Source organism: Caulobacter sp. GW821-FHT11E10, from assembly GCF_058808375.1.
Window position 1 is genome coordinate 111461 of record NZ_JBXARP010000010.1, and the last position, 13755, is coordinate 125215.

A 13755-nucleotide genomic window follows, 5' to 3' on the forward strand; every position below is an offset into this window, starting at 1 on the left:
TGCACTGAACCTCATCCTGAGGTGCGCGCTCCTGAGCGCGCCTCGAAGGACGCACGGCGTCAAATGTCCGCAAAGGGTGGTTTGCCACCCCAGCGCGGCCTCAGTTCACGTCCGTCTTCTTCAACGCCGGCGGCGGCAGCGGGGCGACCTTCACCCCGTCCTCGACCAGGGCCTTGACCTCGGTCGGCGAGGCCTGGCCGTAGATGCCGCGCTCCTCGGACTTGCCCTCGTGGATGGCGCGAGCCTCCTTGGCGAAGGCGTCGCCGACATAGTCGAAATTGTCCTCGACGTGCCGGCGGACCTCGCCCATGGCCGTCATCATCATCTCGCGCATCTTCGGATCGACTTCGGGGACTGAGCGCCGCGCCTTCGTGCCCGCCACGGCCGGCGCCATGATCTGCTTGGACACCCCGCACGAGCCGCAGACGGGACAATCGACGAGGCCTCGAGCGGCCTGGTCGTCATAGTCCGCCGACGAGCCGAACCAGCCCTCGAACTCATGGGCCGCGTCGCACTGAAGCGCGTACTTGATCATCGACTATAGATGGTCGCTTTCAGGGCCCGACGAAAGGCCGGGCGTTCTTGAGGGCCGGGATCGCCGCCCGCGCCGAGAGGGCGGCCGACAGGTCGAGGTCGGCCAACAGCACGCCAGGCTCGTCGTGGTCAAGCTTGGCGATCACCTCGCCCCACGGCCCGACGACGATCGAGCGGCCCCAGGTGCCGCGCCCGTCTTCGTGGAAGCCGCCCTGGGCCGCGGCGATGACAAACGAGCCCGTCTCGATGGCTCGGGCCCGCAACAGCACGTCCCAGTGCGCCTCGCCGGTCGGACGGGTGAAGGCGGCCGGGACCGTCAGCACCGTCGCGCCCGCCAGGGCCAGGGCCCGGTGCAAGGCCGGAAAGCGCATGTCGTAGCAGATCGACAGGCCGAACCTGGCCAGCGGCGTGTCGACCACCACCGCTCGTTCGCCGGGCGTGTAGGTCGCCGACTCCCGCGCCGTCTCGCCGGTGGGGAGATCGACGTCGAACATGTGCAGCTTGTCGTAGGTGGCGACGATCGCCCCCGTCGGGTCGATGATGGCCTGGCGGTTGGCGGCTTTTCCGTCCTCGCGCAGCACCAGGGCCGAGCCGATGTCGATCCAGGTCCCCGTCTGCGCCGCGATCTCGCGCAGGCCCAGCACCACGGGATCCTCGTCCAGCGACGTCAAGGTCGGCAGCAGCTTGCTCCGGTCCTTCTGCACCACGTTGGTGCATTCCGGCGTCAGGACGAACTGGGCGCCCTCCGCGATCGCCTGGCGCACCAGCGGCGCGACATGGGCCAGCGCCGCCGCGTGGGTCGCGGGCGTGCGCGTCTGGATCAGACCGACCCTTAGGGACGCGGACGAGCTCATGCGGTGAGCAGGTCGTCCAGCTTGCCCTCGCGCTCCAGGGCCATCATGTCGTCGCAGCCGCCGATGTGCTGCTCGCCGACGAAGATCTGCGGGAAGGTCGTGCGTCCCGAACGCTGCATCATTTCCTGACGCAGATTGGGGTCCATGCCGGCCTCGACCTCGGTGAAGTCGGCGCCCTTTTCGCCCAGCAAGGCGACGGCGCGGGCGCAATAGCCGCAGAACGGGCGGGTGTAGATGGTGACGTGGGCCATGCTCAGACTCATAACTTGTACGTCCTCATATAGGACGCGCCTGCATTTCTGTAACGCGTGCGACGACAGATAGCGTCACGCACGCCGCTCCGGCGGCCAGCAGCGCCCGGGCGCAACCCTCGGCGGTGGCTCCTGTAGTCAACACGTCATCAACGAGGACGATCCGTCGACCGGCAACCTGTTTGCGCCTCGTTTCGGGGACGGCGAACGCCGAGGCCACGTTGCGCTTGCGGCCCGAGGCGGACTTGCCGCCCTGGCTGGCGGTGTCGCGCTTACGGACCAGGGCGTCGGGCAGGTAGGCCAGCCCCGCCATGCGGGCCAGCGGTCGAGCGATCTCGGCGGCCTGGTTGTAGCGACGGCTGAACAGACGCGCGCGGTGGACCGGCACGGGCACGATGGCGTCGGCCTCGTCCAGCAGGTCGCCGGCCGCCCGCGACAGCCAGCGCGCGAAAAGCTGGGCCAGTTCCGGGCGGTCGGCGTGCTTCAGCTTCAACACCAGATCGCGGGAATGCTCGTCATAGACACAGGCCGCGCGGGCCCGGGCGAAGGCCCTGGGCTTGGCCTGACAGACGGGACAGCGCTCCAGAGCAGCGCCGGCATAGGACATCGCCAGGCCACAGCCGTCGCAGACCGGGTCATCCAGAAAGGTGAGCTTGGCGAAGGCCGGTGCGGCCAGGCCGCCGCTCAGCGCCGCCTCCCCGTCCAGGCTGGACGGCGGCAACAGCAGATCGAGGAGCCCGCGCCCCCAATCCCGCCAAAGCGGCGCGATCAGGCGCGGGGCGACTTTCCATGTCGGTTCGAAATCGCCATGTTCCGCGCGCATGACCGCTTCCCCGCTTCTCTTCGACCGCGCCCTGCATCGTCAGCGCCTGGACCGCGCCGCGCCCGACTATGCGTCGGCCGACTTCCTGAAGGCCCGGACGGCCCAGGACGTGGTCATGCGGCTGGAGACGATCCTGCGACGCTTTCCGGCCGCCGTCGACCTCGGCGCGAGAAATGGCCATTTTTTCAAGGCCTTGAGCGAAAGCGACGCCCGCCAGAACATCGACACCCTGATCGAGGCCGACCTCTCCGGCCGGATGCTGGCCGGGCGGGACACGTTGCGCGTCGTCGCCGACGAAGAACGCCTGCCGTTCGGCGACGCGACCCTGGACCTGGTCGTCTCGACCCTGTCGCTTCACTGGACCAATGACCTGGTCGGCGCCCTGATCCAGATCCGCCGCGCGCTGCGGCCGGACGGCCTGTTTCTCGGCGCGATCTTCGGCGGCGCCACCCTGACCGAGTTGCGCCAATGCCTGCTGGCCGCCGAAGCCGAGCTGTCGGACGGCGCGTCGATGCGGGTCTCGCCGTTCGCCGACGCCATTGACGCCGCGGGCCTGCTGCAGCGCGCGGGCTTCGCGCTTCCGGTCGCCGACGTCGATCGCGTGAAGGTCCGCTACGCCCATCCGATCGCGCTGCTGCACGACCTGCGCCGCATGGGCGAGACCAGCGTGCTGCTGGATCGGTCGCGCAAGCCGCTGGGCCGCAAGGTGCTCCTGCGGGCGATGGAACTGTATGTCGAGCGCTTCGCCGAGGCGGACGGCCGCGTGCCCGCGACCTTCGAGATCGTCTCGGTCACCGGCTGGGCGCCGCATGACAGCCAGCAGAAGCCGCTTCGGCCGGGCTCGGCCAAGATGCGGCTGGCGGATGCGCTGGGAACTCAGGAACTGCCGGCCGGAGACAAGGCCGGCTAGGCTTAGGTGCCGATGGCGGTGGAGGTCTTGTTGAAGGCGGTCTTGATACCGTCGCCCAGCACGCTCAGAGCGCCGATCAGGGCGATGCTGATCAGCACCACCAGCACGCCCACCTCGACGGCGGTGGCGCCGGACTCGTCGGACCAGAAGCGTTTCAGAGTACGTCGCGCAGCCACGCCACCAGCGGTTCGTCCGCGGGGGGCATCGGATAGTCCGTGAGCTTGTCCGGTTTTACCCATGCCAGCGCCTCGTGCTCCTTACGCGTCACTTGGCCTTCCCACCGACGCAACAAGTAGAGTGGCATCAGGAGGTGAAAAGACTCGTAACCGTGGGACGCGAAAACGAACGGCGCGAGACAGGCTTCGGTGACCTTGATTCCGAGTTCTTCTTGCAGTTCGCGGATCAGACACTCTTCAGGGGTCTCGCCAAGCTCTACCTTACCGCCCGGAAACTCCCACAGGCCCGCCAACTGCTTGCCCTGGGGCCGCTGGCAGATCAGCACCCGCCCATCGACATCGATCAGGGCGGCGGCGGCGACGAGGACGATCGGCTTGGTCATGAGCCGGGTTTGGCGCGAGGCGGCGGAGCTGGCAAGAGGATCGCCCCACCTCCGCCGCAATTACGCCTGTAACCTTCCAAAACCACCTGGGAGGGACACCATGCACAAGACGTTCGCCACCCTGGCCGCCGGCGCGGCCCTGCTCGCCGCCGCCCCAGCGTTCGCCCAAGCCTCGAACCCCGAGGAGCCCGCCGTCCGCGCCGCCCTGGAGCACTATCTGGCCGGCCACGCCACCGGCGATGGCAAGGAGCACCGCCAGGCCTTCCACGACGACGCCCGTCTGATGTGGATCCGCGAGGGTGCGGTCGCCACGCGCTCGGACGACGAATACATCGCCGGGGCCAGCGGCAAGCCCGCGGCCGACGAGGCTCAGCGCAAGCGCTGGATCGAGTCGATCTCGATCACCGGCACGGCCGCCAGCGCCAAGATCGTGCTCGACTACCCCAACGCCGTCCTCACCGACTACATGCAGCTGCTGAAGACGCCGCAGGGCTGGAAAATCGTACACAAGATCTTCGACGTGGCCCCGAAGGCCAAGCCTTAGCGGATGCGAAATCCTCCCCCTCGCGGGGGAGGTGTCGACTCGAAGAGACGACGGCGGGGGAAGAAGCAGGCTCGGCAATACTTCCCCCCTCCGGCCTTCAGCCACCTCCCCCGTCGGGGAGGATTTAGCCGCGACATCCCCTTCCTTGACTTTTGCACCGCAACATAGGATATGAGCCTCGCGCCTCATCGGCGCTATCGGTGCTCCAGCCGCGTGACGGTCCGTTTCCGGACCAGCCTGTTGAGCGCCCTGAAGAGATTCTCATCAGATCGCCCGTGCACGCGGGGCGCTCCCCGACCGACTAGCCGAGGGGCCAGCCGTGCGAGGACGCATGCGCTCTGCCTCGGCGCATGAAAGACTGAATCACTTGACTCAATTTGCTGACCTTGGCCTGGCCAAGCCGCTGCTGAAGGCCCTTGCCGAGAAGGGCTACAAGGAGCCGACGCCGATCCAGGCCCAGGCCATCCCGGTCGTCCTGCAGGGCAAGGACCTGCTGGGCATTGCCCAGACGGGCACCGGCAAGACCGCCGCCTTCGCTCTCCCGATCCTGCAACGCCTGGCCGAGAACCGCATGCCGGCCCCGCGCCGCGGCTTCCGCTGCCTGGTGCTGTCGCCGACCCGCGAACTGGCCACCCAGATCGCCGATAACTTCAAGGCTTACGCCGTCCACATGGGCCTGACCGTCCACACCGTCTATGGCGGCGTGAAGTACGGCCCGCAGATGAAGGCCCTGGCCGCCGGCGTCGACGTGCTGGTCGCCACCCCCGGCCGTCTGATGGACCACATGGCCGAGAAGTCGGCCAGCGTCTCGGGCGTCGAGATCTTCGTCCTCGACGAAGCCGACCAGATGCTGGACCTGGGCTTCGTGGTGCCGATCCGCAAGATCGCCAGCCAGATGTCCAAGAACCGCCAGAACCTGTTCTTCTCGGCCACCATGCCCAGCGAGATCGGCAAGCTGGCCGGCGAGCTGCTGAAGGACCCGGTCCAGGTCTCGGTCGCCCCGCAAGCCACCACGGTCGAGCGCATCGACCAGCGCGTGCTGTACATCGAGGCGCAACGCAAGCGTCCGCTGCTGGCCGAGCTGTTCGCTGACCCGACCTTCAGCCGCACGATCGTCTTCACGCGCACCAAGCGCGGCGCCGACCGCGTGGCCAAATATCTGAACGCCGCCGGCATCGAGGCCGCCTCGATCCACGGCGACAAAACCCAGGGCCAGCGCGAGCGCGCCCTCGCCGCCTTCAAGGCCGGCGAGATGCGGGCCATGGTCGCCACCGACATCGCCGCGCGCGGCATCGACGTCAACGACGTCAGCCACGTCATCAACTACGAGCTGCCGAACGTGCCGGAGGCCTATGTCCACCGGATCGGCCGTACCGCCCGCAAGGGCAAGGACGGCATCGCCATCAGCTTCTGCGCCGATGACGAACGCAGCCTGCTGAAGGACATCCAGAAGGCCACCCGCCAGGTGATCCCGACCTTCGATCGCCGCAACGACAAGCAGCTGGCCGCTGCGGCCGCCGTCGCCGACAAGCTGGCTCCGCCGGAGAAGTACGTCGACCCGCGCCGCGCCGATCCGCGCAACGACGTGCCGTCCGAACTGCGCCGCAAGCGCGCCCGCAACCGCAATGGCGGCGGCGGCGGACGTTCCGAGGGCGGACAAAAGAGCGGTCAGGGTCGCGGCCCGGGTCAGGGTCAGGGCAAATCGGCCTCGTCTCCCCGGAACGAGTTTCGCGGTCCCAAGCGTCCGGCGGCTCCGCCCGAGAAGCGCTGGTCGCCCATCGACTAATGCCTAAATAAAACAAATGGTTGTATCCGGAGGGGTCAAATGACGCCTCCGGATACCTTTGTGCGTCCATTCGTTACAGCGACGCTTGAAACCAGCTCCGCTATGGGTTCACCTTAACCAGGGCCGGTCGCGAGACCGGATGGGGGACCAAGCGAATGGGCGAGGGAAAACCTCGGGCCACGCCTGCGCTGACCAGAATCGCCGGGGGCGAGATGGCCCAGCGCGTCGCTCTATTTGACTGGTCGAAGACGCCTGTCGGGCCTCTGGAGGCCTGGTCCCCTAGCCTGCGTCTGGTCGTGGACATGATCCTGGCCACCAATTTCCCGATGGCCGTGCGTTGGGGCCCCGAGCTGGTCCTGATCTACAACGACGCCTACGCGCCCGCGCTGCACCAGCAGCATCCGGAGGCGCTGGGAAGGCAGTTCAAGGACACGCCTCCCGAACTCCAGGCCTCGCTGGGCAAGGTGCACGAGGACATCCTGTCGGGCGAGAGCGGCGGTTTCGCCTTTGACAAGCTGCCCCTGAAGGTGACCCGGCACGGCGTTCAGGAACTTGGCTACTTCACGGTCAGCTACAGCCCGGTGCCGGACAAGACCGCGGCCAACGGCGTCGGCGGCGTCCTGACCACGGTGGTCGAGATCACCGACGCCATCCGCGCCGCCCGCGACCTGCGCACCACCAAGGAGCGCTACGAGATGGCGCGCCAGGTGGCCGGCGTGGTCGGGGCCTGGGAGTGGGATATCCGGGCCAACAAGGTCTATGCCGACGCCCGCTACGCCGAACTGCACAACGTCTCGCCCGAATACGCCGAGGCCGGCCTGCCGGCCCAGAGCTACACCCCGGCCGTCCATCCCGACGACCGCGACCGCGTCCGGGACAGCGCCCTGAAGGCCGCCTTCGAGGGCGGCCACTTCTCCGGGGAGTACCGCCTGGTCCAGGCCGACGGTTCGGTGCGTTGGGTCTATACGCGCGGCCGGGCCTATCTGGACGACGATGGCAAGCCGGCGCGCAATACCGGCGTGATCGTCGACATCACCGAGCGCAAGCAGGTCGAGGCCGAACTGGCCACCGCCCGCGCCGACCTGGACATAGCGGCCCAGGCCGCGGGTCTGGGCCGCTGGGACCACAACCCCGATCAGGGCTTGCGCTATTGGGACGACCGCGCCCGCGCCATCTTCGGCGTGACTTCGGAATCGCCGCCTGACTCGGAGGCCTTCCTCGAGCTGTTGCATCCCGACGACCGGGACCTCGTGAAAGCCGCCGTCGCCGCCGCCACCGATCCCGACGGACCGGCCACGATCAATATGGAATACCGGATCCGTCGCGGCGGCGACGGCGCCCTGCGCTGGATCGAGACCTTCGGGCGCGCCTTCTTCGAAGGCGACCGCTGCACCCGTTTCGTCGGCGTGGTGTCCGACGTCACCGAGCGCCGCGAGGCCGTCGACCACCTGCTACGGCAGGAAGAGACCCTGCGCCTGGCCATAGACGCGGCCGACGTCGGCACCTGGGACCTCAACATCGACACCGGCGATCTGGTCTGGTCGGACCGCTGCTACCACATGTTCGGCGTCACGCCGGGGGAGCCGGTCAGCGCCGAGATCTTCCATGCCCGCGTGCACCCCAGCGACCAGGCCAAGGTCCGCGACGCCATGCAGCAGGCGATGGATCCGACGATCCGCGCGGACTATTCGGTCGAATTCCGAGGCATCGGCCGCGACGACCACATCGAGCGCTGGCTGAGCGTGAAGGGCAAGGTAACCTTCGGCGACGACGGCAAGCCACACCGGTTCGTCGGCGCCGTGGTCAATGTCACCGACCGCAAGCGCGCCGAGCTGCACCTGCGCCTGCTGGTCAACGAGTTGAACCACCGGGTCAAGAACAGCCTGGCCACCATCCAGGCCATCGCCGCCCAGAGCTTCAACAGCCAACGTTCCCTGGACCAGGCCCAGGAGGCCTTCTCCAGCCGCATCGTCGCCCTGGCCGAGGCCCACGACCTGCTGACCCGCGAGAACTGGGAGGGGGCCGAGTTGCACGACGTCACCGCCCGTGTGGCTGAGCCGCATGGCGGCGCCGGTCGGTTCGAGCTGAGCGGCCCGGCGATCCGCCTGTCGCCCAAGACGGCGCTGTCGCTGTCAATGGCCCTGCACGAGCTGGCCACCAACGCGGTCAAGTACGGCGCCCTGTCGACGCCGGAAGGCCGGATCCGCATCGCCTGGGACCTCGCGCCAGAGCCCGGCGCCGAGCGACTGGACCTGACCTGGACCGAGTATGGCGGCCCCCTCGTCGCGCCGCCCACCAGCCGCGGCTTCGGCTCGCGCCTGATCGAGCGCGGCCTGGCGGCGGAGCTGTCGGGCTCGGCCACGATCGACTTCCAGCCGGACGGCGTTGTCTGTCGGATCCGGGCGTTGCTGGACGCCTGAGGCGCTCTAGTTCGAGGCGCCCACGGCCGCCGCCCGCAAGGTCGCGGCGATCTGCTCGTCGGTGCGCCGCATGGCCATCATCAGCGCGCCGGCCACGATCAGCGGGATCAGCGCCCAGACCAGCATTCCCGCCACCGCCAGGGCCGTCGCGCCGGCGATCAGGAAGGCGATGAACAGCTCGACCAGCGCCGCCAGCACCGAGCCGCCGCGCCGACGACGGAAGTCGGCGCGCTTGCCCGGCTTCTGGTGCCAGACATTGATCAGACCCGCCGACCAGGCCGTCAGCCCCGCGCCGATCGCGGTCCACAGCCCGGCTAGCGGCTGGAACCAGGCCAGGGCCGCGACCGGGACCAGCAGCAGCAGGGCGACCGGCATGAGGGCCGCCGCCAGCTTGGCGCGGCGCAGGACCGCCATCGGCGTCGGCGACACGGCCAGGAGATCGGGCGTATCCTCGGCTGACAGCGTGATCCAGGCGAGGCTCCCGGCGACCTGACCGGCCAGGAACGCCACGCCGGCCGCGCCGCCGGCCAGGGCCCAGGCGGGTTGGTGCGAGGCCGCGCGCGCCAGGGCGAAGGCCAGGGGCAGCATGTAGAGCACCCGCAGCAGCACCTGCGACAGCAGAGCGGCGTCGCGCCCCATCAGCCGCAACTCCTTGCGGACGGTGGCCCGGAAAGCCCCGGCGGCGAAGTCGCGGGTCGGCCCCGTGGCGCCCTTGCGGGTTTCCGCCCCCTGGGTGGCGGCGGCCGCGTCGGCGAAGCGACGGCCCAGGGTCTGGGCGGCCAGCAGGAAGATCCCGGCCCCGATCGCCACGAGAACCAGCAGCGGAAGCGGCTCGCCCAGCGCGGCGCGCAGCGGCAGGTCGGCGAACGGCGGCAGCTTGATGCGGCCATCCCTGGCGTCTGTGGCGATACGGGCGAAGAAACTGTCGCTGGACCGCTCCCCCATCAGGTTGCGGTATTGGCTGGCCAGGAAGAAGGCCGCGCCGATCAGGGCCGCCAGCACCTGGGCCACGGTCCGCGTGCGGCGCGGACCGATCAGGGCGAACAGGGCCATGGCCACCAGCAGCCCGACACCAGAGGCCCCGAGAGCGGCCGCGATCAGCACGACGAACGCGCCCAGCCAGCTCGGATGACCCAAAACGATCGACGGGGTCAGCAGAAGCACCGCCGGGATCAGGAACCAGAGCCCGGCCTGCACCGCCAGGCCCAGCGCCCGGACGAACAGCACCCGGCGCGGCGACAACGGCGAGGAGAACAGCAGATCCAGGTCCCCGCGCTCGTAGAGCGCGTCGGCCGAGGCCGCCAGGGTGGTCGACAGCATCAGGGTCAGGATCACGGCCAGAGCCAGGTCGGCGATCATGATCGACAGCGGCCCCACCGGCACCGCGTGACCTCGCGCGCCCAGCCCCAGGAACACACCGCCGACCAGGATCATGAAGCCCAGGATCGCGAAGACGATCACGGCGCCGGGACCCGAGGCCTTGCGGCCGGCCTTGATACCGCGCCAGGTCAGGCGCAGTTCGTGGGCGAGCAGCCAGGGCGTGCTCGCGGGCTTGAACGGCAGGCTCATCAGGCCGTCTCGGCCGTCAGCTGCAGGAAGACGTCTTCCAGAGTGCCGCCTCCCGCCTCGCCGGCCTTGCCGCGCAGGTCCTCCAGCGTGCCCTCGGCCAGCAGCCGGCCGCCGGCGATGATGCCGATCCGGTCGGCCATGCGCTCGGCCACTTCCAGGATATGAGTGGTCAGGATCACCGTGCCGCCCGCGTCGACGCGGGCCTGCAGCATGTCCTTGACCAGGCGCGCGGCGGCGGCGTCGAGGCCGGTCAGCGGCTCGTCGAGGATCAGCAGCTTGGGATCGTGGATCAGGGCCCCGGCCAGGGCGACCTTCTGCTTCATGCCGCGCGAGAAGCCCTCGCACCGGCGGCGCGCCTCGGACGCCAGGCCCAGGGTGGCCAGCAGTTCCTCGGCCTTGGCCTTGGCGGCCTTGGGCTCGATGTTCCAGAGACCCGCGACGAACTCCAGATATTCCAGGGGCGTGAGCTTGTCGTAGATCATCGCCTCGTCCGGCGCCCAGGCCAGCACGGCCTTGGCCGCCGCCGGATCCTTGCGGGCGTCGACGCCGAAGATCTCGATCTCGCCCTTGTCCGGCTGGGTCAGGCCCGCGACCATCCGCAGGGTGGTGGTCTTGCCGGCTCCGTTGGGCCCCAGCAGCGCATAGAGTTCGCCCGCGTGGACCGTCAGGTCGAGGTCGGACACCGCGGGCTTGGCGAACGTCTTGTTCAAGCCGCGAACGATCAAGGCTTCCGTCAAACCCGCCCCCGAAACACTGTTACGCGGCGATGTGAACGCGATTGCGGCGACAGAGGCAAGCGGGCGGGTGTCCTATTCCTCGGACTTGCCATCCGACCCGCTCCGTGCGCTCCTTATCGTAGAGGTTGTCGCCGGTCTGCCGCCCAGACCCAGCCGCGAGGAAGACCATGAAGAACGCTCTTTTCGCCCTCGGCGCTGTCCTGGCGCTCGGCGCCGCGCCCGCCGTGGCCCAGAACGGCCAGGTCTTCGACCACGCGGCCCAGCTGCGGGCCTATTCCAACGATCTGCCCCGCGACAGCGCCAAGCGCTGCTTCGACGGCCGGTTCATCGCCGGCGCGAACCGCGCGGGCGACAAGACCCTCTACGTCCAGGCCCCGACGGGCGGCATCTACCGCCTGCAGATGGCGGACGGTTGCGAGGGCCTGAACGCGGCCCAGAAGCTCAGCGTGCGAGCCAATGACGGCAGCGACCTGGTCTGCTCCGGCGACAATGCCGAGATGATCGCGCGGACGGCGGACGGCGCCCGGCACTGCCCGATCGCCAACGTGCGTCAACTGAATGCGCGCGAGGTCTCGGCGCTGGCGACCTCGACCAAGCGCTAGGCTCCTGGGCGCTAAACGGCCCCGCGCTCGACCCGGATAGACATGCCTTCGAACCGGGCGTCGCCGAACGTGGCGACGAACGGGACCTCTCCGGCGTCACGCCCGAAGGCGATCGGCACGATGCCCCCGATCGCCGCATGGCCGGTGGCGTCGAACATCCGCCAAGCCCCGTCGAGGAAGACCTCGAACACCGCGTGGAAGTCGGGCGGCGTCAGGTCCAGCGCATAGCAGGCGACGAAGCGGGCCGGCATGTCCAGCGCTCGCGCCAGCGCCACGCCCAGATGGGCGAAGTCCCGGCAGACGCCTTCCCGATCGATCAGGGTGTCCACGGCCGAGGACGAGCCGTGGGTCGATCCGGCGACATAGGCGATGTTGTCCCGGATCCAGTCGGCGATCGCCTGGGCCTGCTCCAGGCCGTGCGGCCCGTCGCCGAAGGTCTTGATGGCGAAGGCTGTCAGCCGGTCGGACTGGCAATAGCGGCTCGGATTCAGGTAGGGCATCACGTTCGACGGAAGGTCCTTGACCACCGAGCCGCCGATCCGCCGCCGATGGTCTACGCCCTGGTCGCGGCGGACCTTGGCCTCGTACTCGATCTCCAGCCGCCCCGGCTGGGCCAGGAAACGGACGAAGCGATTGCCCGCGAACGCGTCGACGAAGAAGTCGGCCTCAATGCCGTCGGGCAGCCCGATGCGCTCGCTGCGCAGCGTCTGGCCGGCGCCGTCGGCGACCTGGATCGCCAGGACAAAGGTCGTGGGCGCGCGCACGTCGTAGTGCAGGCGGCTGCCGATCTCTAGGTTCATCGGCGTCTTTCTCTGGAGGGCTGAAGGCCCCGCGCGACGGCGCGCAGGACCTCGTGAAAACCCTACCAGATGCGCGGCGGTTCCGCGCCCGTCGCCTTTAGAACTTCGTCTTGCAGCCCTGTTTCAGATGCACGCCGCGCAGGAAGCCGCGACGGGCCAGGCCCGCGTCGACCACGGCGTTCATGTGGCGATCGGCCGGGGCCGCGCCCGAGACCTCGCGGACCAGGCCGCGGAACGGGATGATGCTGTTGATGATCGCCTTGCCGCCCGCCTCGGCCAGCTTGCCCCTGCGGTTTTCCGTATATTCGTTGCCGACGACATAGTCGGGGCCGAGCACGGCGTTCAGATCCCTCACCTCGCCCGCGATCGCCGTGCAGGCCTTCAGCCCCTTCAGACTGTAAGGGTCGTTGAAGGCCTTCTCCAGGATCACCGGGATCTCGCGCTTGGAGATGCCGACGTCGCGGACCGGCTGGCTGCCGATCTCGGTGGCCTTCTTCTTGGCCTCGCCCCAGCGCCCGCCCGGCTCGTCGGGCGTGGCCGGCGGCTTGACCTGGGCGTGGACGGAGGGGGCGACGGCGGACAGCAACAGCGCGCCGACCAATACGCAAAGCTTCCGAGACATCGCTAACCCCTCCAAGTGAACACCGGTCAGGAACGGTGGCCTCACCGACCGGTTCCCCCTTGTTTCACAAGGGATTCGTCCAGCCTAGTTCGGCGGCGTCGCGGCTTCCAGATCGAAGGCCGCGTCGAAGGCCTCGTCGCTGGGCACGGTCCCTTCCAGGGCGGCCAGGAACAGGTCCTCCAGCGCCTCCCAGATGAAGCTTAGCTGCTCCAGAACGGCCGGAACGCGCGCGGAGTCGAAGCCCGGATAGAGGTCCTCGACCAGCCACAGGCCGGTCTCGGCGTCGTAGCCGAAACGGCAGCCGATCAGGCGGAACTGCGCGCGGGCCACGGTCTCGAACAGCGCCGTCAGGTCGCGGGCCTCGCCCAGGTCCTCGGGGTCCAGCACCAGGCAGCGCGCCTGCAGCCAGCCGTGGTCGAGCAGCAGATAGAAGGCGCCGTCGTCCTCGTCGGCGCCGGACACTTCCAGCCCACGGTCGATCGGCTCGACGAGATAGCCGGCGCTCTGGCAGGCGGCGGTCAGGTCGTTCAGAAGCGCGGCTTCCTGGTCGGGGGTGAGGTCGGACATGGGGAAGGCTACCTATTCGATGAAGCGCCGGAAGACTTCCACACCAGTAGAAGTCCCAATCCCCGTGTCATCCCGGAAGCCTCGCAGAGGCTATCCGGGACCCAGGGGCCGGCGCATTGCGGTTGCCCCTGGGTCCCGGCTCTACGCTACGCTTCGGCCGGGATGACAAGGGAAATG

Annotated in this window: 16 protein-coding genes and 2 pseudogenes; 5 read left to right on the forward strand and 13 right to left on the reverse strand. The window is 68.9% G+C overall.

All coding sequences use genetic code 11. The features are described 5' to 3' along the window. Positions 1–100: 100 nt before the first annotated feature. The 4 genes from AC1RRV_RS20665 to AC1RRV_RS20680 are packed head-to-tail and all read right to left on the reverse strand — an operon-like array spanning position 101 to position 2462. Complete coding sequence (locus tag AC1RRV_RS20665; protein ID WP_492861533.1) at positions 101–535, reverse strand: DUF1178 family protein; 435 nt, start codon at positions 533–535, stop codon at positions 101–103. Positions 536–554: 19 nt separating this feature from the next. Beyond that, the gene (locus tag AC1RRV_RS20670) at positions 555–1388 is read right to left on the reverse strand and encodes a carbon-nitrogen hydrolase family protein (RefSeq protein WP_492861534.1); all 834 of its coding nucleotides are present in this window, start codon (positions 1386–1388) and stop codon (positions 555–557) included. Further along, complete coding sequence (gene grxC / locus AC1RRV_RS20675; protein WP_492861535.1) at positions 1385–1639, reverse strand: glutaredoxin 3; 255 nt, start codon at positions 1637–1639, stop codon at positions 1385–1387. Before grxC ends, AC1RRV_RS20670 begins: the two co-directional genes overlap by 4 nt. Positions 1640–1664: 25 nt before the next feature. Beyond that, a complete protein-coding gene (locus AC1RRV_RS20680; protein WP_492861536.1) occupies positions 1665–2462 on the reverse strand; it encodes a ComF family protein in 798 nt (265 codons plus the stop codon). On the opposite strand from AC1RRV_RS20680, the gene AC1RRV_RS20685 reads away from it, so the two are divergent. Then, positions 2461–3372 carry a methyltransferase domain-containing protein gene (locus AC1RRV_RS20685; RefSeq protein WP_492861537.1) on the forward strand — a complete coding sequence of 304 codons (912 nt, stop codon included), beginning with the start codon at positions 2461–2463 and terminating at the stop codon, positions 3370–3372. The two genes, AC1RRV_RS20680 and AC1RRV_RS20685, sit on opposite strands and share 2 nt — an antisense overlap. A gap of 2 nt (positions 3373–3374) precedes the next feature. On the opposite strand, the gene AC1RRV_RS20690 is transcribed toward AC1RRV_RS20685, so the two are convergent. Beyond that, the gene (locus AC1RRV_RS20690) at positions 3375–3548 is read right to left on the reverse strand and encodes a Flp family type IVb pilin (protein ID WP_492861538.1); all 174 of its coding nucleotides are present in this window, start codon (positions 3546–3548) and stop codon (positions 3375–3377) included. After that, the gene (mutT, locus tag AC1RRV_RS20695) at positions 3527–3931 is read right to left on the reverse strand and encodes an 8-oxo-dGTP diphosphatase MutT (RefSeq protein WP_492861539.1); all 405 of its coding nucleotides are present in this window, start codon (positions 3929–3931) and stop codon (positions 3527–3529) included. Before mutT ends, AC1RRV_RS20690 begins: the two co-directional genes overlap by 22 nt. A 100-nt stretch (positions 3932–4031) precedes the next feature. Between mutT and AC1RRV_RS20700 the strand changes: the two genes are divergently transcribed. Further along, the gene (locus AC1RRV_RS20700) at positions 4032–4475 is read left to right on the forward strand and encodes a nuclear transport factor 2 family protein (RefSeq protein ID WP_492861540.1); all 444 of its coding nucleotides are present in this window, start codon (positions 4032–4034) and stop codon (positions 4473–4475) included. A 9-nt stretch (positions 4476–4484) separates the two neighbouring features. Here AC1RRV_RS20700 and AC1RRV_RS20705 read toward each other — a convergent pair. After that, positions 4485–4597 (reverse strand): annotated as a pseudogene (locus AC1RRV_RS20705) (hypothetical protein); the annotation flags it as partial. A 245-nt stretch (positions 4598–4842) separates the two neighbouring features. Here AC1RRV_RS20705 and AC1RRV_RS20710 point away from each other — a divergent pair. Together AC1RRV_RS20710 and AC1RRV_RS20715 are read left to right on the forward strand one after the other, a co-directional pair. Then, positions 4843–6261: a DEAD/DEAH box helicase gene (locus AC1RRV_RS20710; protein WP_492861541.1), complete on the forward strand. Its 1419-nt coding sequence runs from the start codon at positions 4843–4845 to the stop codon at positions 6259–6261. Between the two features lie 212 nt (positions 6262–6473). Further along, entirely contained in the window at positions 6474–8681 is a 2208-nt protein-coding gene (locus AC1RRV_RS20715) for a PAS domain-containing protein (RefSeq protein ID WP_492861542.1), read from the forward strand. Positions 8682–8687: 6 nt separating this feature from the next. Here AC1RRV_RS20715 and AC1RRV_RS20720 read toward each other — a convergent pair whose 3' ends face one another. Both AC1RRV_RS20720 and AC1RRV_RS20725 read right to left on the reverse strand, forming a co-directional pair. Beyond that, complete coding sequence (locus tag AC1RRV_RS20720; RefSeq protein WP_492861543.1) at positions 8688–10250, reverse strand: hypothetical protein; 1563 nt, start codon at positions 10248–10250, stop codon at positions 8688–8690. Continuing rightward, on the reverse strand, positions 10250–11029 hold the full coding sequence (locus tag AC1RRV_RS20725) for an ABC transporter ATP-binding protein (protein ID WP_492861677.1): 780 nt from the start codon (positions 11027–11029) through the stop codon (positions 10250–10252). Before AC1RRV_RS20725 ends, AC1RRV_RS20720 begins: the two co-directional genes overlap by 1 nt. 125 nt (positions 11030–11154) lie before the next feature. Here AC1RRV_RS20725 and AC1RRV_RS20730 point away from each other — a divergent pair, with 125 nt between their 5' ends. Continuing rightward, entirely contained in the window at positions 11155–11589 is a 435-nt protein-coding gene (locus AC1RRV_RS20730; protein ID WP_492861544.1) for a DUF6491 family protein, read from the forward strand. A gap of 11 nt (positions 11590–11600) precedes the next feature. Here AC1RRV_RS20730 and AC1RRV_RS20735 read toward each other — a convergent pair whose 3' ends face one another. From AC1RRV_RS20735 to AC1RRV_RS20750, 4 genes and pseudogenes are all read right to left on the reverse strand, one after another. After that, entirely contained in the window at positions 11601–12389 is a 789-nt protein-coding gene (locus AC1RRV_RS20735) for a transglutaminase-like domain-containing protein (protein WP_492861545.1), read from the reverse strand. A gap of 97 nt (positions 12390–12486) precedes the next feature. Continuing rightward, complete coding sequence (locus AC1RRV_RS20740) at positions 12487–13011, reverse strand: hypothetical protein (protein ID WP_492861546.1); 525 nt, start codon at positions 13009–13011, stop codon at positions 12487–12489. Positions 13012–13095: 84 nt separating this feature from the next. Continuing rightward, the gene (locus AC1RRV_RS20745; RefSeq protein WP_492861547.1) at positions 13096–13578 is read right to left on the reverse strand and encodes a hypothetical protein; all 483 of its coding nucleotides are present in this window, start codon (positions 13576–13578) and stop codon (positions 13096–13098) included. A gap of 93 nt (positions 13579–13671) precedes the next feature. Then, positions 13672–13746 (reverse strand): annotated as a pseudogene (locus AC1RRV_RS20750) (hypothetical protein); the annotation flags it as partial. Positions 13747–13755 lie beyond the last annotated feature (9 nt).

What these genes read in the sequence shown, in the direction of transcription:
- AC1RRV_RS20665 (WP_492861533.1), bottom strand. Translation starts at nt 535, where the DNA reads ATGATCAAGTACGCGCTTCAGTGCGACGCGGCCCATGAGTTCGAGGGC.
- AC1RRV_RS20670 (WP_492861534.1), bottom strand. Translation starts at nt 1,388, where the DNA reads ATGAGCTCGTCCGCGTCCCTAAGGGTCGGTCTGATCCAGACGCGCACG.
- grxC (WP_492861535.1), bottom strand. Translation starts at nt 1,639, where the DNA reads ATGGCCCACGTCACCATCTACACCCGCCCGTTCTGCGGCTATTGCGCC.
- AC1RRV_RS20685 (WP_492861537.1), top strand. Translation starts at nt 2,461, where the DNA reads ATGACCGCTTCCCCGCTTCTCTTCGACCGCGCCCTGCATCGTCAGCGC.
- AC1RRV_RS20680 (WP_492861536.1), bottom strand. Translation starts at nt 2,462, where the DNA reads ATGCGCGCGGAACATGGCGATTTCGAACCGACATGGAAAGTCGCCCCG.
- mutT (WP_492861539.1), bottom strand. Translation starts at nt 3,931, where the DNA reads ATGACCAAGCCGATCGTCCTCGTCGCCGCCGCCGCCCTGATCGATGTC.
- AC1RRV_RS20700 (WP_492861540.1), top strand. Translation starts at nt 4,032, where the DNA reads ATGCACAAGACGTTCGCCACCCTGGCCGCCGGCGCGGCCCTGCTCGCC.
- AC1RRV_RS20715 (WP_492861542.1), top strand. Translation starts at nt 6,474, where the DNA reads ATGGCCCAGCGCGTCGCTCTATTTGACTGGTCGAAGACGCCTGTCGGG.
- AC1RRV_RS20720 (WP_492861543.1), bottom strand. Translation starts at nt 10,250, where the DNA reads ATGAGCCTGCCGTTCAAGCCCGCGAGCACGCCCTGGCTGCTCGCCCAC.
- AC1RRV_RS20730 (WP_492861544.1), top strand. Translation starts at nt 11,155, where the DNA reads ATGAAGAACGCTCTTTTCGCCCTCGGCGCTGTCCTGGCGCTCGGCGCC.
- AC1RRV_RS20735 (WP_492861545.1), bottom strand. Translation starts at nt 12,389, where the DNA reads ATGAACCTAGAGATCGGCAGCCGCCTGCACTACGACGTGCGCGCGCCC.
- AC1RRV_RS20740 (WP_492861546.1), bottom strand. Translation starts at nt 13,011, where the DNA reads ATGTCTCGGAAGCTTTGCGTATTGGTCGGCGCGCTGTTGCTGTCCGCC.
- AC1RRV_RS20745 (WP_492861547.1), bottom strand. Translation starts at nt 13,578, where the DNA reads ATGTCCGACCTCACCCCCGACCAGGAAGCCGCGCTTCTGAACGACCTG.